Here is a 24,509-nt window from a genome sequence, read left to right as displayed (position 1 = left end):
ATATGTTATCGCTAACGGTATTTTCTTGAACGGCAGTATCCAGCGCGTCCTGCAAGCTCTCTTTCCAAAGGCGTAACTGGACCATGAGGGGGGGCGGTGGGCCAAATAACGCCTCCCCTTTTTTCTTGCCCACGCCGCTCCCTGCTTGCAACGCCGCGCCCCTTGGGCGAGAAGACGAACAGCGGCCTCGTAGCTCAGGGGATAGAGCGACCGCCTCCTAAGCGGTAGGTCACAGGTTCGAATCCTGTCGGGGCCGCCACCTTCCGTTCAAAACGCCGATGTCCCCCAGAGTGGACGGATCAGATCATCCGGATCGCATCCTTGTCCACGGCCAGGACATAGCCCTTCCGCGCGATGTTCTTCACGAGAAGCTCGGCGACCATCTGGTTGCCGAGTGCGTCGCGCAGCCGTTTGATCCGCGTGGCCCCGGCGGCTTCCTCGCAATCCTGGGACGGCCGGCCGGAGATCACCGATTCGATCTCGGCCCCGGTCAGGACATCGTCGTCCATGCGCGCCTCGGCGAGGACCGCCAGCGTCTCGATCGCGGCGGGGGTCAGCGCGAAGGTCATGTCGTTCAGCACCACCGCATTCTCCGCCCGGCTTATGAGGAGCGATGTGACCTCGATCCCCTGGCGGCGGATGTCGTGCATGCGGCGATTGAGCGCCACGATCATCAGAAGGAACACCAACGCCGCGACAAGCAGGGCGGTGGAGAAGAGCAGAAGGACGAAGATCACCATCCGGTAGCTTGTCAGGACCTCCGCGAAGGCGGTGCCCGACTGCGCGAGGATTTCGAGAAGGCGGATCTCGGCGGCGCCGGTCAGGGCGTCGTTCTCGACGAAGATGCGCTCCACCCTCTCGTTGAAGGCGTTGGCGTCGGGCAGGTTGACGAAAAGCAGGACCGCCGCCGCGAGGAGGATCACGACGACGGCGACGACGCCCCAGACGACGACGCGGCTGCCGGAACGCAGCGCCTCAATAGCGGAGGAAGTATTGCCCGGCACTGTCTTTCCTTTGGTCGAGACCTTCAGGACCAAAGATGGACAGAATGTTGAGCAGCGTCCAGCCATCCCTTGCCAGTCGCGGTGCGAGATCGGCGGCGGCCGCCTTCTTCGACCCGCAGGCCGAATCCGGAAGCTCGGCCACCCCGTAGTGGAGCCGCAGCGGATCGTCCCGCTTGGCCTTGTAATCGGCGAAGCAGGCTGCCTGCGCCGGGGCGGCGAAGGCGAGGGCGGCGACAAGCGCGGCCGGTATGAGAGCGAGCGGTTTCATGCCGCCGAAGCTGCGCGCGGTCGGGCCGCTATTCAATAACATTCTCGTACCGGACAGGCGTTATCGGCTTTCGATGCGCCGATATTGCCTGTCGGCGCCGCCTGCGCCGATCGTTCCCCCATCGCGACCGGCGGAGCTATCTCCGGTCACCCCGCGACAAAGTGGAAAGGATGACAGACATGACCCGCAAGCTGACCGCAGCCATCGCCGCCGCCGCCGTCGCGCTATCGAGCATGATCGCCACCCCCGCCGCCGCAATGACGGAAGACCAGGCGCTGAAGCTGCTGCTGGGCGCGCTCGCCGTCGGCGTGATCGTCGACAAGCTCGACGACAACGACCACAAGAAGAAAAGGACGGCCAGGACCTACACGGACACGGATTACCGCCGCGCCTATCCCGACAGGGATTACCGCCGCGATTATCCGGACCGGGACCATCGCCACCATCATCCGGACTGGGACCACGGCCGGGACCCGGGCCACGCACGTTACGACGGAAAGGGCCGCGTGATCCCGCGCGACTGCATCTTCGAGATCCGCACCCGCCGTGGCGTCAAGCACGTCGTGGGCGAGCGTTGTGTCGAACGGAGCCAAATCCGCGCGAAACTTCCCAGATCCTGTGAGATCGAAATCCGAGGGCCTCGCCACGAGCGCTCTGTCTACGGACTGAGCTGCCTGCGCGACCACGGGTTCAAAGTCGGGGCAGCCCGCCGGCGCTAAGGCGGGACCGAGCAGTAGCCGCGCCGCTTCCCCTTGTGTGTCGTGGCTGTTCTGAGGGCGGGAGTTTCTCCCGCCCTTTTTTCTTGCGCGGGGGAAAAGATCCTTGCCTCGGGCGGAGATATTTTCGAACAGGAAAGAAGCGGCCAAAGCGCCGCCCGATCCCTGGAAGAGGTTCCCGCGCCCATGACGGACCGCCCCGACTACTCGCTCGAGGAAGCCGCCCTGGCGCGGGGGATACCAGGTGTCGCCGGCGTGGACGAGGCAGGACGGGGGCCTCTGTGCGGGCCGGTCGTGGCCGCGGCCGTCCTACTGATGCCCGGCCGCATCCCGGAAGGGCTCAACGATTCCAAGAAGCTTTCCGCTGCGCGGCGCGAGAAGCTTTTCGCGGAGCTGATGGAATTGGCCGAGGTGTCGGTGGCCTCCGCGAGCGTCGAGGAGATCGACAGCCTGAACATCCTGCGCGCCAGTCACCTGGCGATGTGCCGGGCGGTCGCGGGACTACCCTCGGCGCCGGGCCTCGCGCTGATCGACGGCAACATGATCCCCCGTGATCTCGCCTGCCCGGCGGAGGCGATCGTGAAGGGCGACGCGCGGTCGCTGTCGATCGCGGCGGCCTCGATCGTGGCCAAGGTGACGCGCGATCGGGTCATGGTGGATTTGGCGCAACAGCATCCGGGCTACGGCTGGGAGCGGAACGCCGGCTACCCGACAAAGGACCATCTGGAGGCGCTCCGAGATCTTGGTGTTACCCCACACCATAGGCGTTCGTTCAAGCCGGTGCACAATATCTTGTATCAAGAGAATTCTATAACCCGTTGATTCAAAAAAGAAATTGACGCCGAATCGGGTCTGACTCATCTTTGTTGATAACGAAACGGCGGAAAAACGCCGGGGACAGAGGCAGACATGACGGTAACAAAGACCAAGGGCGCGCAGGCGGCGCTGCCCATCAATACTATCCTTGCTGGCGACTGCATCGAGACGATGCGCTCGCTTCCCGAGGCGAGCGTGGACCTGATCTTCGCGGATCCGCCCTACAATCTTCAGCTGCGCGGCGATCTGCACCGCCCGGACAATTCCAAGGTCGATGCCGTCGACGACGCCTGGGACCAGTTCGCGAACTTCGAGGCCTATGACCGTTTCACGAAGGACTGGCTCGCGGCGGCGCGCCGGCTTCTGAAGGCAGATGGCGCGATCTGGGTGATCGGCTCCTACCACAACATCTTCCGCGTCGGCGCGGCGATGCAGAACGCGGGGTTCTGGATCCTGAACGACGTCGTCTGGCGCAAGTCGAACCCGATGCCGAACTTCCGTGGCAAGCGGCTCACCAACGCGCATGAGACGCTGATCTGGGCCTCCAAATCCGAGGCGGGGAAATACACCTTCAACTACGAGGCGCTGAAGGCGCTGAACGAAGGCGTGCAGATGCGTTCCGACTGGGTCCTGCCGATCTGCACGGGGCATGAGCGGCTCAAGGACGCCCAGGGCGACAAGGCGCATCCGACGCAGAAGCCCGAGAGCCTGCTTCACCGTGTGCTGGTCGCGACGACCAACCCCGGCGACGTGGTGCTGGATCCGTTCTTCGGGACCGGGACGACCGGCGCGGTGGCGAAGATGCTCGGCCGCGACTGGATCGGGATCGAGCGCGAGGCCGCCTATCGCGAGGTCGCCGAGGCGCGGATCGCCCGCGTGCGGCGCTTCGACCGCGAGGCGCTGGAGACAAGCCAGGGCAAGCGCGCCGAACCGCGCGTTCCCTTCGGCCAGATCGTCGAGCGCGGCATGCTGCGGCCGGGCGAGGTCCTGGTGTCGCCGCGTGGCGCCACGGCCAAGGTTCGTGCCGACGGCACGCTCATCGGGTCGGACGTGAAGGGCTCGATCCACCAGGTCGGCGCGGCGCTGGAAGGCGCGCCCTCCTGCAACGGCTGGACCTACTGGCACTTCAAGCGCGACGGCAAGCTCGTGCCGATCGACCTCCTGCGCCAGCAGGTGCGCGCGGAGATGGACGAAACGCGCCCCCACTGAACTCAAAGGTTACCGCCGGTGCCTGTGGCCTGACCACGGCACGTACCTGGCCCCGCCGGTTCATCGCTGGCGGGGCATTTTTCGTTTCACGATCCGCGGGGCATCGGCGTTTCGCCCCGGTTATACGGTCCCCAGTCGGCAATCTCGGGGTAGAACTGCCGCCGCCAGGCGCGGACGCGGGGATTCATCCGCCGCCGCCAAAGCGGAGGAATCATCGCAAGCGTCGTCATCGCCGGATAGCCGAGCGGCAGTTGCGGCGCGTCCTCCTTGCCGTAGGTCTGCAAGAGCGGGAAGCGGCGGTCCGGCTTGTAGTGGTGGTCCGAATGGCGCTGCAGGTTGATGAGGAGCCAGTTCGAAGCGGTGTGCGCGGCGTTCCAGGAATGGCGCGGCTGGACGTGGTCGTATTTCCCCTCGCCCAGATGCTTCCGCGTCAGGCCATAATGCTCGATGTAGTTCGTAAGCTCCAGTTGCCAGACCGCGATGAAGGCCTGGAAGACGAAGAAGCCGGTCCCCGCCCAGCCGCCGATCCAGAACGCGAGGCCGATCGCCGCCGCCTGAAGCGCCGCGTAGCGCCAGAAGGGATTGGTGCGGTGCCATGCCGGACGCCCGGCGCGCGCCAGCATCTGACGTTCGGCTTTCCAGGCGGAGCGCGGGCAGTCGGTCAGCACCCGGAAGAAATACCGGTGGAACCCCTCGTTGTAGCGCGCGGTCACGGCATCGCGGGGCGTGCCGACATAGCGGTGGTGAACCAGAAGGTGTTCGGTTCGGAAGTGCGAGTAGAGCACGAGCGCCATGAGTAGATCGCCGAGCCAGCGTTCGAGGCGATTCTTCTGGTGCACCAGTTCGTGGGCATAGACGATCCCCACCGCGCCCGAAATCACGCCGACACCGAAGAACAGGACGATCTTTTCCCAGGTCTCGAGGTGGCCGGTGTGCGTCACCCACCAGATCAGGCCGAAGATCAGGGCGGCCTCGATCGGGAACCAGAGAATGGTGATGAGGCGATACCAGAAAAGCTCCGACTCGTGCGTCAGCGGGTCCGGGTTTCTCTCGTTGAGGCCGAGGAAGGCGTCGAGGAGAGACGTGAGGATCCAGCCGTAGGCGGGCAGGAGAAACACCGTCCAGCCGCCATACCCCGCGCCGATGGCGACAAGCGGCAGGAAGCCGAGCGACAGCCAGAACGGCAGCGCGGCGGACAGGCTGGAAATCTTGGGCGCGTCTGTCATCTGGGTCCGGGGCATGTCTCGTCTGCGGACCTTAGCGGCGCGGGTGCCGGGGCTCAATCACCGCCGAAGGAGCCTTTCGCGATATCGAAGACCTTCCGCATGACTGTCGGAAGCGCGGAGGGGCGGAAATCCCCGCGCGGCAGGAAGGTGCCGCGCAAGGGGCGGGCGTCGGCCGGCACCTCGGCAACTCGGACCGCGAGGCGAAGATGGAAATGGGTGAAGGTGTGCCGAACCTCCGCGCCCGCGTCGCTCCAGCCCGCGTCGAGCGGCGGCGCATCCCGTGGCGTCTCGGACCAGTCCGATCCGGGCCAGCCGAGCATGCCGCCCAGAAGGCCCTTTTCCTCGCGCCTTTCGAGAAGAAACGCCCCGTCCGCCCGCCGCGCCACGTAGGCGATGCCGAGGCGGGTGGGCTTTTCCGGCTTGGGGCTTTTCCGCGGGAGTTCCGCCTGCCGCCCCTGGGCCCGCGCCGCGCAGGGCGCGCGCAGCGGGCAGATCCCGCAGGCGGGGTTGCGCGGGGTGCAGATCGTGGCGCCGAGGTCCATCATCGCCTGCGCGAAATCGCCGGGCCTGGCGCTCGGGGTCAGGCCCTCGGCCAGCGCCACGAGTTCGGACTTGGCGGCGGGGAGGGGTGTTTCGACGGCATGGAGCCGTGCGACGACGCGCTCAACGTTGCCGTCGACCACCGTGGCGGCTTCGTCGAAGGCGATCGCGGCGATGGCGGCCGAGGTGTAGGGGCCGACGCCGGGGAGCGCGGCAAGGCCCTCGCGCGTTTCCGGGAAGCGCCCGCCATGATCTGCCACCACGGCCCGTGCGCATCTCAGAAGGTTCCGCGCCCTGGCGTAGTAGCCGAGCCCCGCCCATTCGGCCATGACATCCGCGTCCTCCGCAGCGGCCAGCGCGGCGACGTCGGGCCAGCGATCCGTGAATCGCCTGAAATAGTCCCGCACGGCGGCGACGGTCGTCTGCTGGAGCATGACCTCCGACAGCCAGACCCGATACGGGTCGGGGCGGACGCCCTGCCGGCGATCGGCCGGGCCGACGCGCCAGGGCATAACGCGCGCATGCGCGTCGTACCAGTCGAGAAGCGCCTCGCTCACGCCACCGCTCTCCAGACCGTCACGCAATCTTTATGCCCCCTGAAGCCATTCCTCTGGCGTCCAGCGCCCGCCCGCATAGAATAGCTCCGGATGCAGGAAATGACAGGCATGAGCGAGGATCGCCAGACCAGACGCCAGCGCGGCTTCGAGCCCGCCTCGGGCCTCTTGCGGGAAAGGATCCGCAAGGCCGGGGAGGCGCGTGGCTTCGCCGTGTCGCGGCTTCTGACGCACTGGACCGAGGTCGTGGGCGAGGAAATCGCCCGCGTCGCCAGGCCGGTGAAGATCGGCTACGGGCGCGAGGGGCTCGGCGCGACGCTCACCCTTCTGACCACGGGCGCCGCCGCGCCGATCCTCCAGATGCACCTGCCGAAGATTCGCGAGCGGGTGAATGCCTGCTACGGTTACAACGCGATCGCCCGTGTGAAGATCACCCAGACCGCTCCATCGGGTTTCGCCGAGGGGCAGGCGGAGTTCATGGCGGCGCCGAAACCCGCGTCCGCCCCGCCGCGCCCCGAGGTCGTCCGTGCCGCGCACACCGTGGCGCGGGACGTTCATGACGATGGATTGCGTGCCGCGCTTGAAGCCTTGGCGCAAAACGTGTTGTCTCGCGCCGACGAACAGAAAGGTTGACCCGGATGTCCAACAAACTCGCCCTTGCCGCCCTCGCCATTGCCGCCGTCGCAGGCGGTGCCTGGTGGACGACCCGCGGCGCGGAGCCGTACCCCGCGCTGTCGATGGCCGCCGTCGCCCAGGAGGCCGTGACGGATGAGCAGTTGGCGATGGTGCCGGACATGGTCATTGGCCAGGCCGATGCACCGGTGACGATCATCGAATACGCGTCCTTCACCTGCCCGCACTGCAAGAACTTCCACGATACCGTGTTCGAGCAACTCAAGGCCGACTACATCGACACCGGCAAGGTGCGCTTCGTCTACCGCGAGGTCTACTTCGATCGCTACGGCCTCTGGGCCGGAATGATCGCCCGCTGCGGCGGCGAGATGCGTTACTTCGGCATCACCGACATGATCTACGACACGCAGAAGGACTGGATCGGCGACGGCGAGCCGGCGACGGTCGCCGAGAACCTGCGGAAGATCGGTCTCAAGGCGGGGCTGTCAAAGGACCAGATCGAGGTTTGCCTCAATGACCAGACGATGGCCGAGGCGATGGTCGCGACCTACCAGAAGAACGCGACCGAGCACGGTGTGAACGGAACGCCGAGCTTCGTTATCGAGGGCACGACCTATTCGAACATGAGCTACGAGGAGATGAAGAAGATCCTCGACGAGAAGCTGGCGAACTGAGGAATGTCGCCGCTTGAGGGCCTGAAGGTCGTCGAATTGGCGCGGATTCTGGCCGGTCCCTGGGCCGGCCAGATGCTCGCCGATCTCGGTGCGGAAGTCATCAAGGTCGAAGCCCCGGAGGGTGACGATACCCGCCGCTGGGGACCGCCGTTCATAGAACGCGAGGGCGATCGCTCGGCCGCCTATTTCCACTCCTGCAATCGCGGCAAGAAATCGGTCATCGCCGATTTCCGGAAGCCGGAGGATCTGGACTTCGTCCGCAAGCTCGTGGCCGAGGCGGACATCCTGATCGAGAACTTCAAGGTCGGCGGCCTGAAGAAATACGGGCTCGACTACGAGAGCCTGAAGGCGGTGAACCCGCGCCTCATCTACTGCTCGATCACGGGCTTCGGGCAGGAGGGCCCCTACGCCCACCGAGCGGGCTACGACTACATCATCCAGGGCATGTCCGGTCTCATGAGCGTCACCGGCGATCCGGAGGGCCAGCCGCAGAAGGTCGGCGTCGCGGTAGCCGACGTGTTCACCGGCGTCTACGCGGCGGCGGGCATCCTTGCCGCCGTCCACCAGCGCGAGAGGACGGGCGAGGGTCAGCACGTCGACATGGCGCTTCTCGACGTCTCGACCGCGATCATGGCGAACCAGGCGATGAACTACCTCGCCACCGGGAACGCGCCGAAGCGGCTCGGCAACGCGCATCCGAACCTCGTGCCCTACCAGGTCTTCGACTGCGCTGATGGCTGGATCATCATCGCGACGGGCAACGACGCGCAGTACCAGCGGCTCTGCCGGCTTCTGGGCCTGCCGGAACTCGCCGAGGCGCCGGAGTTCCGGACCAACGCGGACCGCATCGCGAACCGCGAGGACCTGACGCGCCGCCTGACCGAAGCGACCACGCGGTTCGCCAAGGCCGAGCTTCTCTCCGCCTGCGAGGCAGAGGGCGTTCCGGCCGGGCCGATCAACGAGCTGTCGGAGGTCTTCGACGATCCGCAGATAGTTGCGCGAGGGCTGAAACTGGATCTGGGCGGCGTGCCGACCGTGCGCTCCCCCTTCGTCTTCTCGGGTGCGGAACTGGCCCTGGAACGGCCATCGCCGAAGCTTGGCGAGGATGACGCGGAGGTGCGCGGCCGGCTGGGCTAGGCCTGGCGGAACGCGGGGCACGGGGGGCATACCCCCCGCGCACCCCGAGAGATATTTGTGGCCAGAAAAAAGTCAGAGGTCGAGACGCGAGAGCGCCTCGTCCAGCGGCGTCCAGTCATCGAGCTCGAGCCGCACGGGCAGGCTGAGGACCTTCGGCCGGAACGCGGCGGGCAGCCGCACCGCATCCTTTTCCGTCGTGACCATCTGCGCGTGCAGCAGGTTCGCCTCCGTCTCGAGGCGGGTGAGCAGCGCGGGCGTGAAGGGTTGATGGTCGTCGAGCGCTTCGGCGCGGGCAAGCTCCGCCCCGAGGTTCTTCAGCGTGGCGAAGAATTTCTCCGGATGGCCGATCCCCGCGAAGGCGAGGACGCGGAGGCCGTCCCAGTCCATGCCGGTCTGCAGGGGCGCGAGATGCCCGGTCACGTGCGGAATGGAAACATCCCTTCCCCAGGTGACGCGAAAGGCGGCCTGGGCCTGGTCCGGGCCGATCGAGAGCATGAGGTCGGCGCGCTTCATGCCCGCCGCGACGGGTTCGCGCAAAGGCCCCGCGGGAAGGCAGCGACCGTTGCCGAAGCCCCGCGCGGCATCCACGACCACGAGCGAGAGGTCCTTGGCGAGACCGGGGTTCTGCAGCCCGTCGTCAAGGAGGATCGCCTTCGCGCCGGCGGCCACCGCCGCCCGCGCGCCTTCCGCGCGGTCCTTCGCGACCCAAACCGGCGCGAAGGCCGCGATGAGGAGCGGTTCGTCCCCGACTTCGGCCGCGCTGTGCCTGCGTTCGTCCACCCGGACAGGGCCCTCGAGGCTGCCGCCATGGCCGCGGCTGACGACGTGGACGTCGATGCCGCGGGCGCCGAGGCGCTGGGCGAGCGCGATGACCGTGGGCGTCTTTCCGGTTCCGCCGGCGTTGATGTTTCCGACGCAGATCACCGGGACACCGGGCCGGAAACCGGGCCCCCGCGCGACGCGGCGCGCGGTCAGGAAGGCCGCGATCCAGCCCAGGGGGGCAAGAAGTCGCGCCTGCCATGCGGGGGACCTGGGATCGGTGAACCAGAATGCCGGAGCCCGCATCAGGCCCGCGCCCCGGCCGGCACGGCCTTTCCCGGCGCATTCGCGCTATCCATCAGCGCGAAGAGCATCTGCATCACCCGTTCGGTCACTTCGGCGCCGCCCGAAGATGCGGCCCAGGCGTTATGCGCCAGAAGCGCGGCCTTGTCCGGCGCGATGAGGTCGGTCACGGCTTCTGCAAGGCCGGCCGCATCCCCTACCCGCCGTGCCGCGGCGGCTTCGCCGAGGCGGGCATAGGCCTCCGGATAGGGGCCGGGATTTGGGCCGTGGAGGATCGCCGAGCCGAGCGCGGCCGGTTCGATCGGATTGCGGCCGGTTCCGCCCTCGCTGAGGGTTCCGCCCATGTAGGTCACGGGGGCAAGCCGGTACCAGAGCCCCATCTCGCCCTCGCTGTCGGCGATCAGGACCTGCACGTCGTCCTCGGGGTCCTCATCCCGCGACCGCACCGCGACGGTAAGACCCTCGGCCTTGAGGCGCTCGCGCAGGTGCTGTGCCCTTGCCGGGTGGGAGGGCGCGAGGATCAGGAGCATCCGGTGGGCATGCCTGAGCGCGCGCGAATGCGCGGCGAGCACCGCGTCCTCCTCGCCGGGCGGACAGGCCGCGGCGAGCCAGACGGGCCGTGCCTGAAGGATTTCGGCGAGATCCTCGCGTTCCGCTTCCGAATGGCGGAGAGGTTCGGTCGTCTCTTCGATGCGTCCGGTCACCTTGATCGGAAGCTTCTGGCGAACCGAAGCACGGAGAGCCGCCGCACTGTCCTCGTCGCGCGCGAGGATCAGGTCGAAGCACGACAGAAGCGCGGCGGCCATGCTGCGCGTCCATCGCCAGGGAGTCCTCGCCGTGGCGGAAAACCGGACGTCGGCGAGGACGAGCGGAATACCCTTGGTGCGGGCCGTGGAGAGGAGAACGGGCGGAAGATCCAGCCCGGTGAGAAGAAGCAGCGCCGGGCGCAAATGGTCGAGAACGGTGGTGACATCCGGGGCGCGATCGGCCGGAAACGGCATCGACACACTGCCTTCGGGGAAACCCGAGAGATCAGGCGGATTGCCGGGAGAGGTCACGATGAAAACGAGGTTCGGCCGGGACCGGGCCATCTGCCGCGCGAGGTGCGCGAGGCTGAGAACCGGCGTCCCCGGGCAGGCGTGGAACCAGATGACCTCCCCCGCCGGGCACGGGGGCAACGCAGGCGCGTCCGGCCCGACGCGCCGGCCGGGCCAGCGCGCGAAGAGGAGGTAAAGCCAGAGGCTCAGGGACCCGGGCATCGTTCCTGGGCTCAGCCGCCCAGTTCCTCGGTGGGGCCCGCCTCGGCTTCCTCATCGCGGAGCCGGTGCAGGTGGGCGATGAAATAACGGGTATGAGCGTCGTCGACCGTGCGCTGCGCCTCGGCCTTCCAGGCGGCGTAGGCGGATTTGTAGTCGGGGAAGACGCCGACGACGTGGATCTGGGCGGGGTCCTTGAAGGTCGTCTTCGAGGGGTCCACGAGCTCGCCGCCGAAGACGAGATGAAGACGCTGTGTCATGGATCGGAGCTCCTGTCCTTGTGCCGGCGCGAAGGTATCCGAGGGGACAGGGGGGCTCAAGGAGCGTCTGAAAGGGGGCGGATCTTCACGCGAGAGAGAACGGGTAAGGGGTTGATCCCAAATGGTGTCGCAAATTTCCTTTACGTGATCTCAAGCCTTTGCGCGGGGTTTTCACGGGGGACGCGCCCTGTCCTGCCACCGCGCTTCACCCGCCGCGGCGGGTGGCGATGTCGGCGAGAAGGCGGTCGGCCATGGTGACCATGTGGGCGGCCTGTGCCTTCACGAACACCTCGCGGGCGGCGCGAGCCTGCGCCTCGGCCTCGTCGAGATGGGCGGGGTCGGCGGTCTTGTCGAAGGCGATCAGGGCAAGATTGGCGAGGTTGCCTTGGGTCATCGCCCATTGCAGGGGCGCGGCCTCGCGGGTCCAGACGGTGAGTGCGGCCTCTTGGGCGGCGCGCGCCTCGGGGATGCGGGCAGCGCCAGGCTCGCGCGCGGCGATCTCGGCCAGCGCGTTGCCGAGGTTGCTTTGTGTCATGGCCCAGTCGTTCGGCGCCTTGTCCCGGGTAAACACGGTCAGTGCCGCTCGGTGGGCGGCGACGGCGGATTCCAGCCGGGCGGTGCGCGGTTCCAGCCGGGCGAGGACAGAGAGCGCGGTGCCACGGTTCATCTGGAGAGCGGCCCAGCTGAACGGCACGCGGTCGCGCGTGAGTTCGAGAAGGGCAGAGTCGTAGGCGGCAATCGCGGCCTCAAGCCGCGCGGCGCTGCCTTCGCGTTCGCCCAAGGTGGCGAGCGCATTGCCGAGCGCCATTTGTGTATTGGCCCAGGTTATCGGCGTGGCATCGCGGGTGAACCCGGTCAGCGCGGCCTCGAAGGCGGCGATGGCGGCCCGAAGGCGTGCGGTCCCGGACTCGCGCTGGCCGAGGGAGCGCAGGGCGATGCCGAGGTTCAGCTGGGTCTGCGCCCATTCCAGGGGCTCCGTGTCGGAGTGGCGTTCGGTGAGTGCGGCTTCGAATGCCGCGATGGCGGATTGCAGATCGGCCGGGCTGGCCTCGCGCACGCCGAGGGTGAGGAGCGCTGCGCCGAGGCTGTTCTGGGCAGAGGCCCAGGCAAGGCGTTCTCCCGATCGGTCGTAGCCGGCGATGGCGATGATGAACGTCGCCGCCGCGGCGCGGAGCGTTTCGGGCTCGGCTCGCTGGCGTCCGAGGAAGAACAGGACATAGGCGTGCGCTTCCACCAACACCGCGCGCTGCGCCTCGGTGAGGCCCGGGGGCGGGTTGGTGGCAAGCTGGGCGGTCTGCGGGCGGAGAAGCTCGAAGATGGGCGCGGTGTATTGGCCGGCTTCCTCTTCGCTCAGCCGCACCAGCGCGGCGGTGCGGGCCGCGAGCGGGGGCCCCAACGCCTCACCCAGGGCAACCGGCAGCGCAAAGCGGGCCACACGGAACTCGCCCGTGTCGGTGCCGGTTTCGTGGCTCAGGCGCAGATCGAGGCTGTCGCGGTCGCCGCCGACCTCGCCCCAGATCACCACGTCGGCATGGGCCCTGCGGGCGAGCGCCTCGGCGACGCTTTCGGCGCGCCGGGCGATCTCGGCCTCGGATCCGGCCTCTTCGCGCAAGATGCAAGGCACGGTGACGACGTCGATCGCGGCGCCCGGAAGCTCGGAGTAGAGGCCGCGCAGGGTCTCCACGGCAAGGCGGGAGAATTCCTCGTCCCTGTCGTTCGGAAGATAGGTGACCGCAACGCGGAACAGCGCGGTATCGGGCTGTGGCGGCAAGGGGGTTTCACGCGTGACGCAGGCCATCGCGTCCTCGGGGCGGAGCCGGGCCGTGGCCCAGTCGAGGACCGTCCGCGCGAGGTCGGTCGCGAGCCCGGTCACGACGCCGATCGCGATCGTGGTGGCAAGCGCGACGGCGGCGGTCCAGCCGAGGTATCTGCGCATCTGGGTCTCCGGGCGTGACCGGACTTCGCGAGGGTTTCGCAGCGGCGGGGCGAAGTCAAGCCGGGGGCGGCCGAGGGGGCGCGAGATCAGGCCCGGGCGTCAGGGACACGCAGCGCGGGGGTGAGCCGGCCGATCAGGTCCGCGTGCAGCCCCGGGGGCGCGGCGAGGATGCCTTCGGCGCGGGGTTCGGGGCGGTTGTAGGCGATGGCGCCGCCGTGGCGGTCGGTGACGGCGGCTCCGGCGCGGCGGGCGATGAGGTCGCCGGCGGCGATGTCCCACTCCCAGGTGGGGCGGAGCGAGAGCGCGGCGTCGAAGCGGCCCTGGGCCACGAGGCAGAGGCGGTAGGCCATGGAGGCGCGGAACTCGCGGCGCACGGCCGGCGGGCGGCCCTGCCAATGCTCGGGGGAGAGCGCCCATCTTGCGGTGAGCACCGTGGCGCCGCCGGTACGGGAGGTGCCGCTGGCCGCAATAGGCTGTCCGTTCAAGGTGGCGGGGCCGTCCTCGGCCGCGGCGAAGGTGAGGTTCAGCGCGGGGAGGTGGACGACGGCGGCTGTGACGCGGCCGGCTTCGGCCACGGCGAGGGCGTGGGCGAAGGTCTTGTCGCCTTCGAGGAAGGCGCGTGTGCCGTCGATCGGGTCGACGATGAAGGTGCGCTCGGCGGAGAGGCGGGCGGGGTCGTCCTCGGTTTCCTCGGAGAGCCAGCCGTAGCCGGGGCGCGCGGCCGCGAGTTCGCGCTCGAGCATGGCGTTCACGGCGAGGTCGGCTTCGGTCACCGGGCCCGCGCCCTCGGGTTTCTCCCAGACCTTTGGGCGGTTCCGCCAGTGGCGCAGCGCGATCGTTCCCGCTTCGCGCGCGGCCTCGATCAGGAGGAAGAGGTCATTCGCCGGCAAGCGTGAGGCCCTCGACAAGGAGGCTCGGGACGACGTGCGAGAGGTAGGTGCGGGCGTCGTTCGCTGGCGTGAGGCGCAGGAGCATGTCGCGGAGGTTCCCGGCGATGGTGCATTCGTTGACCGGGTAGGCGATTTCGCCGTTCTCGACCCAGAACCCCGAGGCGCCGCGCGAATAGTCGCCCGTCGTCGGGTTGATCGAGGCGCCGATGAGCGAGGTCACGAGGAGCCCCGTGCCCATATCGCGGATGAGGTCCTCGCGGGACTTGTCGCCCTGCGTGAGCGCGATGTTGGAAACGGCCGGCGAGGGCGGCGAGGAGGTTCCGCGCGCGGCGTTCGCCGTGCTTTCCATCCCGAGCTTCCGGGCGGTGGCGAGGTCGAGGACCCAACCCGTCAGGACGCCGTCCTTCACGATGTCGCGGCGGCGCGTGGCGAGGCCCTCGGCGTCGAAGGGGCGGGAGCCCGAGATGCGCGGGCGGTGCGGGTTCTCGGTCACCGAAAGGGTCGTGGGCAGGACTTCCTTGCCGAGCGCGTCGCGGAGCCAGGAGGAGCCGCGCACGATCGACGCGCCGTTGATCGCGGCGAGGAGGTGACCGACGAGGCCGCCCGAGATGCGTTCGTCGTAGAGGACGGGGTAGGCGCCGGTCTTCGGCTTCCGCGCGCCTGCGCGGGCGACGGCGCGTTCGCCCGCGAGCCTGCCGACTTCCTCGGGCGACGGCAGATCCGCGCCATAGGTTCGGCTTTCGGCGGCCCAGTCGCGTTCCATCTTCGTGCCCTCGCCGGTGATCGCGACAGCGGATACGGAGCGGGAGGTGCGGGCATAACCGCCCGAGAAGCCGTTCGTCGCGGCAAGGTGCAGGCGCCGGCGGCCATAGGCGGCGCTGGCCTGTTCGGCCTTGGCGACGCCCTCGACGCCGAGAGCCGCGGCCTCGGCCCGAAGCGCGTCTTCCTGAAGTTCCGCGGCGGAGGGCTCCGGCGACGGGTCGCAAAGGTCGAGCGCGGTGAGGTCCCAACCGGTCGCGAGCTGCGAGGGGTCGGCGAGGCCCGCGTTCGGGTCCTCGGGCGCCTCGCGCGCCATGGCGACGGCGCGTTCGGCCATCTCTGCCATCGTGCGCGAGGAGGTGTCGGAGGCCGATACACAGGCTTGCCGCCCGCCGATCAGGACGCGGAGCCCGATCTCCACTCCTTCGGACCTTTCGGCCTGTTCCAGCGTGCCGGACCGCACGTCGATCGAGACGGAAGTTCCCTCCACCGCGATCGCGTCGGCGGCCGACGCACCGGCCTTGCGGGCGGCGTCGAGCAGGGCGGCGGTGAGGGTTTCGAGGGTGTCGCTCATGGATCGGGTTCCGGTCTGATCGTGCCCTTCGGACCTAGTGCCGAAGGACGCCCGGCGCAAGTCGGGGCGGGCGGTGTGGGTGGAACGCGCGCAAGGCTCGGGCCGGCCAGACCCCATGCCATATGTGTTGCAGATGGCGCGTCACTTCATTGCCGCAGCTTTTCCTGCGTCCTTGATGCCGCGAATGGCAGCCTCGGCCCGAAGCGGACGAGACAAACAAGGCAAAACCGGCGATTTCTTTCCCCACGCGTTGAGGTCGCGAGATCGGGACCGTTCCCAAGTGACGTCCAGCCGCATTATGGCCCCAGCTTGCCGTCTTTGGCATGACGCGCGAATGCCTGAACGAAGTTTACGTATTCACGCGAACTGCTATAGGTTCGATGGACGCGGCGGCTCGGCGTCTTCCGGCTTGGTTGGTTGGGAACGCGTTTGGCCAATCAACAACGACAGGACAGCGAACTGCCACTATCAGATCTGCGAAGGGAGACACGAGGATGATTGAGAAGCTTTTGGTTGCGGTCGACGGATCCGGCCATTCGCTCAAGGCGGTTGAATATGCGGCGGAAATCGCGGCTGCCTGCAACGCGACACTCCTCATCCTCACGGTATTGAGGCCACGCCAAACCCCGAAGGTATCTGAAGAACTGCGCAAATACGCTCAACTGGAGCAGATCGCAGGGGCCGAGTATGAAGCGATCAAGTTGTTGTCGAGCGAGTTGTTGGCAGAGGCCGAGGAGATCGCACGGAACAAGGGCGCGAAACTCATTGCGAAATCGGTCGAGTCCGGACCGGTCGCCCGAACGATCGTCGATGTTGCCAAGAGGAATGACGTGAGCATCATCGTCATCGGCTCTCGCGGTCTGGGAAACATCGAGGCAACGTTGCGCGGAGGCGTTTCTCACCGCGTCGAGCTTCTGGCAAAATGCCCGGTCCTCACGGTCAAATAAGGATATCGGCCAGAACGCAGGCGCACCTGGTCTTTGGGGGCGATAGCCTTCTCAGAAACCGACCTGCCCAATGCCGGCTCTGTCCCGCAGATCGGACCTTGGGCAGTTCCTGGACTCCCGACACGTCGTCCCACTCTCAGAAACGGCTTTAAGAATAGAAGGGGCGGCTCGATCCATCGAGCCGCCTCAAGCAGGGGCGCGAGCCAGACGGTTGTACATCTGGGTCGTCCTCGCGCAGTTCCGTCAGATCAGGGCGACGACCGCAGCCGGCACGCCCAGCATGCCACCCAGGATCAAAATCATCGCAAGGCCAAGTCCTTTGAACATTCTTTCTCCCACACATTAGGGCTCGGTTGAGGCCAACGAATTAGGAGCGTCTGACATTGGGAGTATGCGTCATCCTGCCGCATTTCCCGAAAGCTCCGCCTGACTGCCGAGCCCGGTCTTGGCCGTCGCGGTCGACCGATGCAGCTCATTCCCAGGCAAGCGACTTGCGGCGGTTGATTGTTCACCGGGGCTATTCCGGCAGACCCTTGCCGGCAATCCGGTCCAATTCGGCGGAGTGACCGATACACACCAAGATCAAAGCCCCGATAATCGCCCAGCCAACGTAAGGCGTCGCAGGCTTGCGCGAGAGCCCGACCAGGAGCGCCAGATGTCAGCTGCGCGTCCAGACTGTCGGATGCTGCGGAGCGTTCGAACGGAAGCAGTTGGGGCATTCCGGACGTTCAGCGAGTGTGCGTCATGCGCATTCCTGACCCTTACGCCTCAGAATGCTCGAACCACAAGGCTCACTCCCATCGCCGACAGCATCAAAAGCACGGAGAGGCGGAAAGCGTCGGGAGATAGGTAGTGCCGAATCCGCTCGCCGAATTTCAGGCCGGTGAAAGCGAAGGCAGTGCCGATAGTCGACAGGATCACTCCGTCCCTAGTGAAGAGGCCAAGGCGCTCGAGCCCGACGGCCATGATGACGCTGGATAAGGTAAACGAGCAGTTGATTGCCTGTACGAAGACGTTTCGTTCGAGATGCAGCGCCATGAGATAGGGCATGGAAGGCATAACCTGCGACCCCGTCAGCCCGTTCACCGCGCCGGTCAGGAAACCGCTGACCGGGCCCAACGGGCGCTCCCACCGCGCGGGCAGCCGTACCTCTGGTCTGGCGTAGGCAAAGGTACACCACGACACGAGCACCACCCCCAGGACGCCGCCCGCCTGCCTCCCGTCGATGAGCGCGAGCGCCCAAAGGCCCACGATCAGCCCCGGTACCGTCGCAACCAGCATGGGCCAGAATCGGCGCAGGGTCTCGCCGAACCGTCCCGCCCCGTGCATCACTGCAAGATTGGATGAGATCGACGGGATTATCAGCAACGGCAGCGCCTCTTTCAGGCCGACGGTCACAGCGAGAAACGGCAGGCATGTCGTCGAGAACCCGAGCCCCGTCACTCCCTTCGCCGTCGCGGCGAGCAGATAGGTCGCGAGGATTGCCGCAACCTGCCAGCCGGAATAGTCAAACTCCATGTGCTCCCCGACAATCCCATAGGTGCCCGAAATCTCGGCTCGATCATCAATGATATGAAATCCGCGAGATTCCATAGCCAAATCGGACATGGCAGGAACGGGAGAGGCGTAACGTCAAAGCCAGCACCTTGCCGCTAGGTGTCGGCAGCGGGTACTCTTGGCACCCTGAGGACTTAGCCTCAAAGGCGGTAGTCGGGAGCGAACCGGACATCTGAAATTTTGGCTGAACCGCAACTCCGTCCCGCATGACCGACGTTCCAGAATCCTCGACCGCCTCGCAGATTTCCGGGAACATCGGGAAAAAGGGCCGCCCGCGCGTGGCGGACGGCCCCTTTGCGGTTCCTTGTGGCCGGGCTTACTGGAGCCGCTGGCCGTTGGCGTAGAGCCCGCCGTCCTCGCGGAATTCGATCTTCGAGGTCAGCGCGTCCTCGCCCGCCGGGACGGCGAACATGCCCATCATCATCCGCGCGCCCATCGCCTGGTCCTCGGGCAGGAGGCCCATCGCAACCAGCTTGTCCAGCAGCGCGTTGGCGCCCGTCAGCGAGAGATCGAGCGCGCCGAGCGGCTTCGGATAGCCCATCGACATGTCGGAATTGTCGAAAGTGAAGCCGCCCTGCCCGCTGAGTTCGGCGCCGACGGCCTTGATGCGCACCTCGTTCACGTCGAGCGCGTTCAGTTCGCCCGGTGCTTCCGTCATCTCGGCGGCTTGCTCCGGATCGAAGATTTCGGCCGTGAGCTTCGCTTCGCCCGAGACGTCGACGATCAGCGTGGCCGGATCATGCGGCAGCTGACCGGTCGGGTCGAACATGCCCCAGAGTTCCTCGGGCAGCGACAGGTCCACGAGTTTCAGCACGAGGCCGAACGGCTTCGAGTCGTCCGACTTCACGATCGGCATCGCGAGGCGGAAGGCGCTTTCGGCCAGCGTGATGTTGATCGGGAAGGGAACCTGCGCGCCGGCGATCGTCATCTCGGACGCGCCGCCCGTGCCGCCATAGGACAGGCCGTCCTCCGACATCGCGAAGTCGAGACTGCCGCCCGCGCCCGTCGCGCTGAGCTGCATGGACTCGGCTTCGTCCTGCACGTCAAAGGAGTAGCTGCCGCCGGCATAGGTGAAATTGCCGTCGACCGCGAAACCCGCCTTGAGCGCGGCGACGAGGTCCTGCATGTCCACGTTCCCGGGCATGGTCGCCGTCGAGGACCCGGTCAGCGCCGACATCTCGCCGCTGGCGGTGAACGTGCCGCCGCCCTCCGGATCGTTCGCCGCCATGTCGAAAGCCAGGCTGTCGGTCGAGAAGGTCGACGTGATTTCGCGCGCGTCGGTTCCGGTCATGCGGTACTGCGCGACGTTGCCCGTCATCACGACGTTCAGGTCGAAGGGAAACGTCTCGTCGTCAACGGTCGCGCCTTCCATGGCGATGGCGAGTTCCGGCGCGGTCATGTCGTAGGTCATGTCGTCCGCGGAGCCGGAGACGATGGTCGACATGCCCGTCTGCCGCAGGATCATCGTCATCTCGACCGTCTCGCCGGTTTCGGGCTTGGTGACGACGTTCAGCGGGATCTCCTCGGGTATGGTGATTTCCACGCGGCCGTCGCCGAGATCCCGGAGACGGACCTCGCTGATCGTGGTCTCGAAGCTGCCCTCGGGCATCTCGGTGGAGACCTTTGCGCCAGTGACGACCAGCGTGTCGCCGGATTGCTCCTGCGACTCGGCCGAAAGCACCTGGCCCATGGATGCGTAGTAGTCGACCCAGGACTGCCAGACCTCCTCGGCGGAGACATCGGCGTGAACCGAGGTGCTGCCAAGCAGGACGGCGAGAAGCGCGCCGCCGCCAAGGGTTTTCCACTGTGCCATAACGAACCTTTCTTGAGGCTTAATCGGATCAAGAGAGCATCCCGCGCCGCAGGGGGGCGGGTCAAGGCCCTCTCACTGGTGGATTTCCACCAGTTGCATTAGGTAAATGGCGGGCAAGACGATGGCTTTGACAAGGCATTTCAGAGCGGGGGCGGGATGATCCAGGTCGAACGGACCGACGGGCTGATGCGGGTCGTGATCGACCGGCAGGACAAGGCGAACGCGCTGACGCGCGAGATGCTTGCCGGGATCGCCGAGGCCGCCCGGGACGCCGCGCGGGACCACGCGGGGGCCTTCGTCCTGACCGGTGCCGGAAAGGTGTTTTCGGCGGGCGCGGATCTCGACGAGGCGCGGGCGGGTCTTGCGACCGACCCCGTCTGGGAAGAGCTTTCCGGCGCGATCGCCGCGCTCCCCTGCCTGACGGTCGCGGCCCTGAACGGCACGCTCGCCGGCGGGGCCTTCGGGATGGCTCTTGCCTGCGACATCCGCCTCGCGGCTCCGGGCGCGAAGTTCTTCTACCCCGTCATGAAGCTCGGCTTCCTGCCGCAGCCATCGGACCCCGGAAGGCTCGCGGCGCTGGTGGGCCCGGCGCGGGCGAAGATGATCCTGATGGGTGGCGCGCGCGTCCCAGCGGAGGAGGCGCTGGCCTGGGGTCTCGTCGACCGGATCGTGCCGGAGGGCGGGCTCGACGCCGCAGTGGAGGCGATCACGGCGGACGCGCTGGGCGCGAAACCCGGGCACGCCGCCGCGATCAAGGCGATGATCGGCTAGCTCAGGGCCGCTCGATGGCGATGGCGGTGCCCTCGCCGCCACCGATGCAGATCGCGGCAACCCCGCGCTTCAGCCCGCGTTTTTCCAATGCGTTGAGCAGCGTCACCATGATCCGCGCACCCGATGCGCCGATCGGGTGGCCGAGCGCGCAGGCCCCGCCGTTGACGTTCATCCTTTCCCGCGGGACGCCGAGTTCGGCCATGAAGGCCATTGGCACGACCGCGAAAGCCTCGTTCACCTCCCACAGATCGACGTCCCCGATGCCCCAGCCGAGCCGGTCGAGGAGCTTTCTCGTGGCGGGCACCGGGGCGGTTGGGAAGAGCGCGGGCGCGTGGGCGTGGCTCGCGTGGCCGAGGATGCGGGCGCGGACCGCGAGGTTTTCTGCCTCCGCCACGCGGGCCGAGGCGAGGACGAGCGCCGCGGCGCCGTCGGAGATCGAGGAGGAGTTTGCCGCCGTCACCGTGCCGTCCTTGCGGAAGGCGGGCTTCAGCGTGGGGATCTTGTCAGGGCGTGCGGTGCCGGGCTGCTCGTCCTCGCCAACCACGGTTTCGCCCTTGCGTGTCGTGACGGTGACGGGCGTGATCTCGCCCTCGAAGGCGCCGGTGGCCTGGGCCTTCTGGGCGCGGGTAAGGGAGCCAAGCGCGTATTCGTCCTGCGCTTCGCGGGTGAACTGGAACGCCTCGGCGCAGTCCTCGGCGAAGGTGCCCATGAGGCGGCCCTTGTCGTAGGCGTCCTCGAGCCCGTCCAGGAACATGTGGTCGATGACCTTGCCGTGGCCGAGCCGCGCTCCGCCGCGCATGGCCGGGAGAAGGTAGGGCGCGTTCGTCATGCTCTCCATGCCGCCCGCGACCATGAGGCCCGCCTGCCCGAGCGCGATCTGGTCGGCGGCCATCATCACCGCCTTCATCCCCGATCCGCACATCTTGTTGAGCGTGGTCGCCGGCACGGATTCGCCGAGGCCCGCCTTGAAACCCGCCTGCCGCGCGGGCGCCTGGCCCTGGCCCGCGGGGAGGACGCAGCCCATGAGAAGCTCCTCCACGAGACCTGGATGCGCCCCTGCCCCGGAAAGCGCCGCCCGGATGGCCTCGCCGCCGAGTGTCGGCGCGTCCACGCCGGCAAAGACGCCCTGAAAGCCGCCCATCGCCGTGCGGGCCGCGCCCGCGATCACAACGTCCTGCATCAACCGCTCCTCTCTCAGGGTCCGGAGAAAGACATACCGAATGGTAAGGTTTGCCGTCTAGCCTCGCCGCGACTGGGGAGTGTGGCGGAGGCGGAGATGGACCTTTTCGCGGAGGCGCTGGACGGCGCGCTGGTGGTCAGGGTGGGAGAGCAGCGGATCGATGCAGCGATCGCCATCCAGTTCAAGGACAGGATGCGGGAAATCGCCGCCCAGCCTGCGCCCCGGGTCGTTCTGGACCTGTCGGCGGTGCAGTTCGTCGACAGTTCGGGGCTGGGCGCGATCGTTTCGGTCATGAAGTTCCTTGCCCCCGCGAGGAAGCTGGAACTCTCCGGGCTCACGCCGAACGTGCAGAAGGTCTTCCACCTGACGCGCATGGACACGGTCTTCACGATTCACGCCGCTTTTCCAGAGCAGAAGCTGCAAGATGCAGTGTGACCCGGCTTTCTGTCCCCTGCCCTGCGGCATGACGAGGCCCGGGTGCCAGGATGACCAGATGGCGGACGACTGCCGCCTGCCGGAACGGGAATTCCGGCAGACCTTCCCGGCCGATCCGATGCTGGTTCGGAGCGCCCTGCGCGCTGCCGTCGCGCGCTACATGCGCCGGATGACTTCGGAAGAGGCGGGGACGATGGAACTTGTTCTGGCGGAGGTGCTGAACAACATCGTGGAACACGCCTATGCGGGCCGGAAGGGGGGAATGATCGACCTGTCCATCTCGGTCACGGGGCGGGGCCTCGAGGTACGCGTCGCCGATCAGGGCCTGCCGATGCCCGGAGGCGTTCTGCCGGCCGGCCTCGCCCCGTCGCTGAAGATGTCCGGAGGCACGCAAGATCTGCCGGAGGGCGGCTTCGGCTGGTTCCTGATCCACGACCTCACGCAGGACATCGACTATCTGCGCGACGGGCGGACCAACCGGCTCCGCTTCGTCCTGCCGCTTCGTCGCGAAGGTGCGGTCATGCCCGAATCCTGCCCTATTGCCTCCGCACTGGGGTCAGATTGATACGGATCAATGGGGACCGTAGCTGTTCTAGGCTTCCCTCGGCGCCGTTGTTTACAGCCCCCACCCAGTACGCGGCGCCGAGGTATTTCCTTCCCGAGAATCCCGACCTAGCCTCGCCCTGCCATCAGGGGAGTTGCGCGTGCGGGATTTCCAGCTTCCGGGCCGGTCGCCGGTCTATGCCACGAATGGGATCTGCGCTACGTCGCATCCCCTCGCCGCCAAGGTCGCGGTCTCGGTACTCGAACAGGGCGGCAACGCGGTTGACGCCGCGATCGCCGGCGCGGTTCTCCTCGGTGTAGCGGAACCGCAGATGACCGGGGTCGGCGGTGACTGCTTCGTGCTTCTGAAGCCTGCGGGCGAGGAACGGATCGTCGCGCTGAACGGCTCGGGCCGGGCGCCCGCAGGGCTGTCGGCGGAGGCGTTACGCGGTCGGGGGCTTGCAGCGGTGCCGACGGAAGGCGTCGATGCCGTGACCATCCCAGGCGCCGTCGACGCCTTCTGCCGGCTCTCGGCGGACTGGGGGAGGCTGGGGCTTGCCGCGTCGCTCGCGCCGGCGATCCGGTACGCGGAGGAGGGCGTCCCGGTCGCGCCCCGCGTCGCCTTCGACTGGGCGGAGAACACCGCGCGCCTTACGGGGGAAGCACGGCGGTTCTACCTTTCCGGCAGCAAGGCGCCGACGGTCGGGCAGGTCTTCCGCGCGCCGGGCCAGGCGGAGGTTCTGCGCCGGATCGTCAGGGAGGGCCGCGCGGGCTTCTACGAGGGCGAGGTGGCTCAGGACATGGTCGCCTCGCTCCGGGCGCTCGGGGGAGGGCACACGACCGAGGATTTCGCGGCGACGCGGTCGGATTATACGGAGCCTGTCCGGGGCGAGTATCGCGGTCACGAACTGGTGGAACATCCGCCCAACGGACAGGGCGCGACCGCGATCCTGATGCTGAACATCCTTAAGCATTTCGACATGGCGGCGCTTGCCCCCTTCAGCGCGGAGAGGGTGCACCTCGAGGCGGAGGCGGCGAAGCTCGCCTACGACGCGCGCAACCGGTTCCTCGCGGATGCGGACTTCGTGACGCGCCTTGACCACATGCTCGCCCCCGAGACGGCCGAACGGCTCGCGCGACTCATCGACCCGGTGCGGGCCATGGAACAGCCGCCCCAACGGGCCGAGGCCGTGCACCGCGACACGGTCTACATCACGGTCGTGGACCGGGACCGGATGGCGGTGTCGCTGATCTATTCGATCTATTGGGCCTTCGGTGCGGGCATCGCCTCGTCGAAATTCGGCATCCTGTTCCAGAACCGCGGCGCGGGCTTCACGCTGGAGCGGGGGCATCCGAACGAGGCGGCGGGCGGCAAGCGGCCCATGCATACGATCATACCGGGGATGCTGAGGCGCGAAGGGCGGCTCGTCATGCCCTTCGGCGTGATGGGCGGCGCTTATCAACCCGCCGGCCACGTCGCGGTGGTCAACAACCTTGGCGTCTACGGGACGGATCCGCAGGAGGCGCTGGATGCGCCCAGGGCCTTCCCCGACGCGGGCAAGCTGAAGCTTGAACGGGGTCACTCGGCGTCCGTCAAGGCCGGACTTGCCGCGATGGGACATGACGTCACCATTTCCCCGGCGCCCCTGGGCGGCGGGCAGGCGATCCTGATCGACCACGAGGCGGGCGTGCTGATCGGTGCGTCCGACCCGAGGAAGGACGGCTGCGCGCTGGGTTACTGACCGGAAC

General features: G+C 67.4%; 24 protein-coding genes and 1 tRNA gene. 12 read left to right on the top strand and 13 right to left on the bottom strand.

Annotation, left to right across the window (positions count from 1 at the left end; genetic code table 11):
- The first annotated feature begins 183 nt into the window (after window positions 1-183).
- Window positions 184-259, top strand: a tRNA-Arg gene (locus tag ABCN56_RS07835).
- A gap of 40 nt (window positions 260-299) precedes the next feature.
- On the opposite strand, the gene ABCN56_RS07830 is transcribed toward ABCN56_RS07835, so the two are convergent.
- Both ABCN56_RS07830 and ABCN56_RS07825 read right to left on the bottom strand, forming a co-directional pair.
- On the bottom strand, window positions 300-1,004 hold the full coding sequence (locus ABCN56_RS07830) for a winged helix-turn-helix domain-containing protein (protein WP_343080251.1): 705 nt from the start codon (window positions 1,002-1,004) through the stop codon (window positions 300-302).
- Window positions 976-1,272: a hypothetical protein gene (locus tag ABCN56_RS07825; RefSeq protein ID WP_343080250.1), complete on the bottom strand. Its 297-nt coding sequence runs from the start codon at window positions 1,270-1,272 to the stop codon at window positions 976-978. Before ABCN56_RS07825 ends, ABCN56_RS07830 begins: the two co-directional genes overlap by 29 nt.
- Before the next feature lie 179 nt (window positions 1,273-1,451).
- On the opposite strand from ABCN56_RS07825, the gene ABCN56_RS07820 reads away from it, so the two are divergent.
- The 3 genes from ABCN56_RS07820 (at window position 1,452) to ABCN56_RS07810 (ending at window position 4,013) form a co-directional block, all read left to right on the top strand.
- The gene (locus ABCN56_RS07820) at window positions 1,452-1,991 is read left to right on the top strand and encodes a hypothetical protein (protein ID WP_343080249.1); all 540 of its coding nucleotides are present in this window, start codon (window positions 1,452-1,454) and stop codon (window positions 1,989-1,991) included.
- 183 nt (window positions 1,992-2,174) lie between these two features.
- Window positions 2,175-2,810 carry a ribonuclease HII gene (locus ABCN56_RS07815; protein WP_343080248.1) on the top strand — a complete coding sequence of 212 codons (636 nt, stop codon included), beginning with the start codon at window positions 2,175-2,177 and terminating at the stop codon, window positions 2,808-2,810.
- Window positions 2,811-2,897: 87 nt separating this feature from the next.
- Window positions 2,898-4,013 carry a site-specific DNA-methyltransferase gene (locus ABCN56_RS07810; RefSeq protein WP_343080247.1) on the top strand — a complete coding sequence of 372 codons (1,116 nt, stop codon included), beginning with the start codon at window positions 2,898-2,900 and terminating at the stop codon, window positions 4,011-4,013.
- Between the two features lie 86 nt (window positions 4,014-4,099).
- On the opposite strand, the gene ABCN56_RS07805 is transcribed toward ABCN56_RS07810, so the two are convergent.
- Window positions 4,100-5,239: an alkane 1-monooxygenase gene (locus tag ABCN56_RS07805; protein WP_343080246.1), complete on the bottom strand. Its 1,140-nt coding sequence runs from the start codon at window positions 5,237-5,239 to the stop codon at window positions 4,100-4,102.
- Between the two features lie 53 nt (window positions 5,240-5,292).
- The gene (gene mutY, locus ABCN56_RS07800; protein WP_343080245.1) at window positions 5,293-6,363 is read right to left on the bottom strand and encodes an A/G-specific adenine glycosylase; all 1,071 of its coding nucleotides are present in this window, start codon (window positions 6,361-6,363) and stop codon (window positions 5,293-5,295) included.
- A 72-nt stretch (window positions 6,364-6,435) separates the two neighbouring features.
- Between mutY and ABCN56_RS07795 the strand changes: the two genes are divergently transcribed.
- Genes ABCN56_RS07795 through ABCN56_RS07785 form a run of 3 tightly spaced genes read left to right on the top strand, consistent with a single transcriptional unit; the run spans window position 6,436 to window position 8,777 of the window.
- Complete coding sequence (locus ABCN56_RS07795; RefSeq protein ID WP_425466102.1) at window positions 6,436-6,966, top strand: DUF721 domain-containing protein; 531 nt, start codon at window positions 6,436-6,438, stop codon at window positions 6,964-6,966.
- Between the two features lie 5 nt (window positions 6,967-6,971).
- On the top strand, window positions 6,972-7,640 hold the full coding sequence (locus ABCN56_RS07790; RefSeq protein WP_343080243.1) for a DsbA family protein: 669 nt from the start codon (window positions 6,972-6,974) through the stop codon (window positions 7,638-7,640).
- Window positions 7,641-7,643: 3 nt separating this feature from the next.
- A complete protein-coding gene (locus ABCN56_RS07785) occupies window positions 7,644-8,777 on the top strand; it encodes a CaiB/BaiF CoA transferase family protein (protein WP_343080242.1) in 1,134 nt (377 codons plus the stop codon).
- Between the two features lie 72 nt (window positions 8,778-8,849).
- Here ABCN56_RS07785 and lpxK read toward each other — a convergent pair whose 3' ends face one another.
- The 6 genes from lpxK to ABCN56_RS07755 form a co-directional block, all read right to left on the bottom strand.
- Window positions 8,850-9,842: a tetraacyldisaccharide 4'-kinase gene (gene lpxK / locus ABCN56_RS07780; protein WP_343080241.1), complete on the bottom strand. Its 993-nt coding sequence runs from the start codon at window positions 9,840-9,842 to the stop codon at window positions 8,850-8,852.
- Entirely contained in the window at window positions 9,842-11,098 is a 1,257-nt protein-coding gene (locus tag ABCN56_RS07775; protein ID WP_343080240.1) for a 3-deoxy-D-manno-octulosonic acid transferase, read from the bottom strand. The genes lpxK and ABCN56_RS07775 overlap by 1 nt, the downstream gene beginning before the upstream one ends.
- 11 nt (window positions 11,099-11,109) lie before the next feature.
- Entirely contained in the window at window positions 11,110-11,355 is a 246-nt protein-coding gene (locus ABCN56_RS07770) for a DUF4170 domain-containing protein (RefSeq protein WP_343080239.1), read from the bottom strand.
- A gap of 205 nt (window positions 11,356-11,560) precedes the next feature.
- A complete protein-coding gene (locus tag ABCN56_RS07765; RefSeq protein ID WP_343080238.1) occupies window positions 11,561-13,291 on the bottom strand; it encodes a hypothetical protein in 1,731 nt (576 codons plus the stop codon).
- An 86-nt stretch (window positions 13,292-13,377) separates the two neighbouring features.
- Window positions 13,378-14,181, bottom strand: coding sequence for a 3'(2'),5'-bisphosphate nucleotidase CysQ (locus tag ABCN56_RS07760; protein ID WP_343080237.1), 804 nt, complete (start codon window positions 14,179-14,181; stop codon window positions 13,378-13,380).
- A complete protein-coding gene (locus ABCN56_RS07755) occupies window positions 14,168-15,514 on the bottom strand; it encodes a TldD/PmbA family protein (RefSeq protein WP_343080236.1) in 1,347 nt (448 codons plus the stop codon). The genes ABCN56_RS07760 and ABCN56_RS07755 overlap by 14 nt, the downstream gene beginning before the upstream one ends.
- A 494-nt stretch (window positions 15,515-16,008) precedes the next feature.
- On the opposite strand from ABCN56_RS07755, the gene ABCN56_RS07750 reads away from it, so the two are divergent.
- A complete protein-coding gene (locus ABCN56_RS07750) occupies window positions 16,009-16,461 on the top strand; it encodes a universal stress protein (protein WP_343080235.1) in 453 nt (150 codons plus the stop codon).
- A gap of 768 nt (window positions 16,462-17,229) precedes the next feature.
- Here the strand turns inward: ABCN56_RS07750 and ABCN56_RS07745 are convergent.
- Together ABCN56_RS07745 and ABCN56_RS07740 are read right to left on the bottom strand one after the other, a co-directional pair.
- Window positions 17,230-18,069 (bottom strand): sulfite exporter TauE/SafE family protein, encoded by an 840-nt coding sequence (locus ABCN56_RS07745; RefSeq protein WP_343080234.1) that lies wholly within the window; start codon window positions 18,067-18,069, stop codon window positions 17,230-17,232.
- Window positions 18,070-18,334: 265 nt separating this feature from the next.
- On the bottom strand, window positions 18,335-19,831 hold the full coding sequence (locus ABCN56_RS07740) for a DUF2125 domain-containing protein (RefSeq protein ID WP_343080233.1): 1,497 nt from the start codon (window positions 19,829-19,831) through the stop codon (window positions 18,335-18,337).
- Between the two features lie 156 nt (window positions 19,832-19,987).
- Between ABCN56_RS07740 and ABCN56_RS07735 the strand changes: the two genes are divergently transcribed.
- The gene (locus tag ABCN56_RS07735; protein WP_343080232.1) at window positions 19,988-20,602 is read left to right on the top strand and encodes an enoyl-CoA hydratase/isomerase family protein; all 615 of its coding nucleotides are present in this window, start codon (window positions 19,988-19,990) and stop codon (window positions 20,600-20,602) included.
- A gap of 1 nt (window position 20,603) precedes the next feature.
- Here ABCN56_RS07735 and ABCN56_RS07730 read toward each other — a convergent pair whose 3' ends face one another.
- Window positions 20,604-21,782 carry a thiolase family protein gene (locus tag ABCN56_RS07730; RefSeq protein WP_343080231.1) on the bottom strand — a complete coding sequence of 393 codons (1,179 nt, stop codon included), beginning with the start codon at window positions 21,780-21,782 and terminating at the stop codon, window positions 20,604-20,606.
- A gap of 96 nt (window positions 21,783-21,878) precedes the next feature.
- Here ABCN56_RS07730 and ABCN56_RS07725 point away from each other — a divergent pair, with 96 nt between their 5' ends.
- The 3 genes from ABCN56_RS07725 to ABCN56_RS07715 all read left to right on the top strand — a co-directional run bounded on the left by ABCN56_RS07725 (window position 21,879) and on the right by ABCN56_RS07715 (window position 24,502).
- On the top strand, window positions 21,879-22,217 hold the full coding sequence (locus tag ABCN56_RS07725) for an STAS domain-containing protein (protein ID WP_343080230.1): 339 nt from the start codon (window positions 21,879-21,881) through the stop codon (window positions 22,215-22,217).
- A gap of 58 nt (window positions 22,218-22,275) precedes the next feature.
- The gene (locus tag ABCN56_RS07720) at window positions 22,276-22,782 is read left to right on the top strand and encodes an ATP-binding protein (RefSeq protein WP_343080229.1); all 507 of its coding nucleotides are present in this window, start codon (window positions 22,276-22,278) and stop codon (window positions 22,780-22,782) included.
- Between the two features lie 139 nt (window positions 22,783-22,921).
- Window positions 22,922-24,502: a gamma-glutamyltransferase family protein gene (locus tag ABCN56_RS07715; protein WP_343080228.1), complete on the top strand. Its 1,581-nt coding sequence runs from the start codon at window positions 22,922-22,924 to the stop codon at window positions 24,500-24,502.
- The last annotated feature ends 7 nt before the right edge of the window (window positions 24,503-24,509 follow it).

It is taken from the genome of Ostreiculturibacter nitratireducens (assembly GCF_032670585.1).
In the GTDB taxonomy this organism is placed as follows: Bacteria; Pseudomonadota; Alphaproteobacteria; order Rhodobacterales; family Rhodobacteraceae; genus Ostreiculturibacter; species Ostreiculturibacter nitratireducens.
This window is presented reverse-complemented; position numbering and strand designations above follow the sequence as displayed.

What these genes read in the sequence shown, in the direction of transcription:
- ABCN56_RS07740 (WP_343080233.1), bottom strand. Translation starts at nt 19,831, where the DNA reads ATGGCACAGTGGAAAACCCTTGGCGGCGGCGCGCTTCTCGCCGTCCTG.
- ABCN56_RS07755 (WP_343080236.1), bottom strand. Translation starts at nt 15,514, where the DNA reads ATGAGCGACACCCTCGAAACCCTCACCGCCGCCCTGCTCGACGCCGCC.
- ABCN56_RS07725 (WP_343080230.1), top strand. Translation starts at nt 21,879, where the DNA reads ATGGACCTTTTCGCGGAGGCGCTGGACGGCGCGCTGGTGGTCAGGGTG.
- ABCN56_RS07815 (WP_343080248.1), top strand. Translation starts at nt 2,175, where the DNA reads ATGACGGACCGCCCCGACTACTCGCTCGAGGAAGCCGCCCTGGCGCGG.
- ABCN56_RS07735 (WP_343080232.1), top strand. Translation starts at nt 19,988, where the DNA reads ATGATCCAGGTCGAACGGACCGACGGGCTGATGCGGGTCGTGATCGAC.
- ABCN56_RS07785 (WP_343080242.1), top strand. Translation starts at nt 7,644, where the DNA reads ATGTCGCCGCTTGAGGGCCTGAAGGTCGTCGAATTGGCGCGGATTCTG.
- ABCN56_RS07750 (WP_343080235.1), top strand. Translation starts at nt 16,009, where the DNA reads ATGATTGAGAAGCTTTTGGTTGCGGTCGACGGATCCGGCCATTCGCTC.
- ABCN56_RS07790 (WP_343080243.1), top strand. Translation starts at nt 6,972, where the DNA reads ATGTCCAACAAACTCGCCCTTGCCGCCCTCGCCATTGCCGCCGTCGCA.
- lpxK (WP_343080241.1), bottom strand. Translation starts at nt 9,842, where the DNA reads ATGCGGGCTCCGGCATTCTGGTTCACCGATCCCAGGTCCCCCGCATGG.
- ABCN56_RS07825 (WP_343080250.1), bottom strand. Translation starts at nt 1,272, where the DNA reads ATGAAACCGCTCGCTCTCATACCGGCCGCGCTTGTCGCCGCCCTCGCC.
- ABCN56_RS07820 (WP_343080249.1), top strand. Translation starts at nt 1,452, where the DNA reads ATGACCCGCAAGCTGACCGCAGCCATCGCCGCCGCCGCCGTCGCGCTA.
- ABCN56_RS07775 (WP_343080240.1), bottom strand. Translation starts at nt 11,098, where the DNA reads ATGCCCGGGTCCCTGAGCCTCTGGCTTTACCTCCTCTTCGCGCGCTGG.
- ABCN56_RS07810 (WP_343080247.1), top strand. Translation starts at nt 2,898, where the DNA reads ATGACGGTAACAAAGACCAAGGGCGCGCAGGCGGCGCTGCCCATCAAT.
- ABCN56_RS07805 (WP_343080246.1), bottom strand. Translation starts at nt 5,239, where the DNA reads ATGACAGACGCGCCCAAGATTTCCAGCCTGTCCGCCGCGCTGCCGTTC.
- ABCN56_RS07770 (WP_343080239.1), bottom strand. Translation starts at nt 11,355, where the DNA reads ATGACACAGCGTCTTCATCTCGTCTTCGGCGGCGAGCTCGTGGACCCC.
- ABCN56_RS07765 (WP_343080238.1), bottom strand. Translation starts at nt 13,291, where the DNA reads ATGCGCAGATACCTCGGCTGGACCGCCGCCGTCGCGCTTGCCACCACG.
- ABCN56_RS07745 (WP_343080234.1), bottom strand. Translation starts at nt 18,069, where the DNA reads ATGTCCGATTTGGCTATGGAATCTCGCGGATTTCATATCATTGATGAT.
- ABCN56_RS07795 (WP_425466102.1), top strand. Translation starts at nt 6,436, where the DNA reads ATGACAGGCATGAGCGAGGATCGCCAGACCAGACGCCAGCGCGGCTTC.
- ABCN56_RS07720 (WP_343080229.1), top strand. Translation starts at nt 22,276, where the DNA reads ATGGCGGACGACTGCCGCCTGCCGGAACGGGAATTCCGGCAGACCTTC.
- ABCN56_RS07730 (WP_343080231.1), bottom strand. Translation starts at nt 21,782, where the DNA reads ATGCAGGACGTTGTGATCGCGGGCGCGGCCCGCACGGCGATGGGCGGC.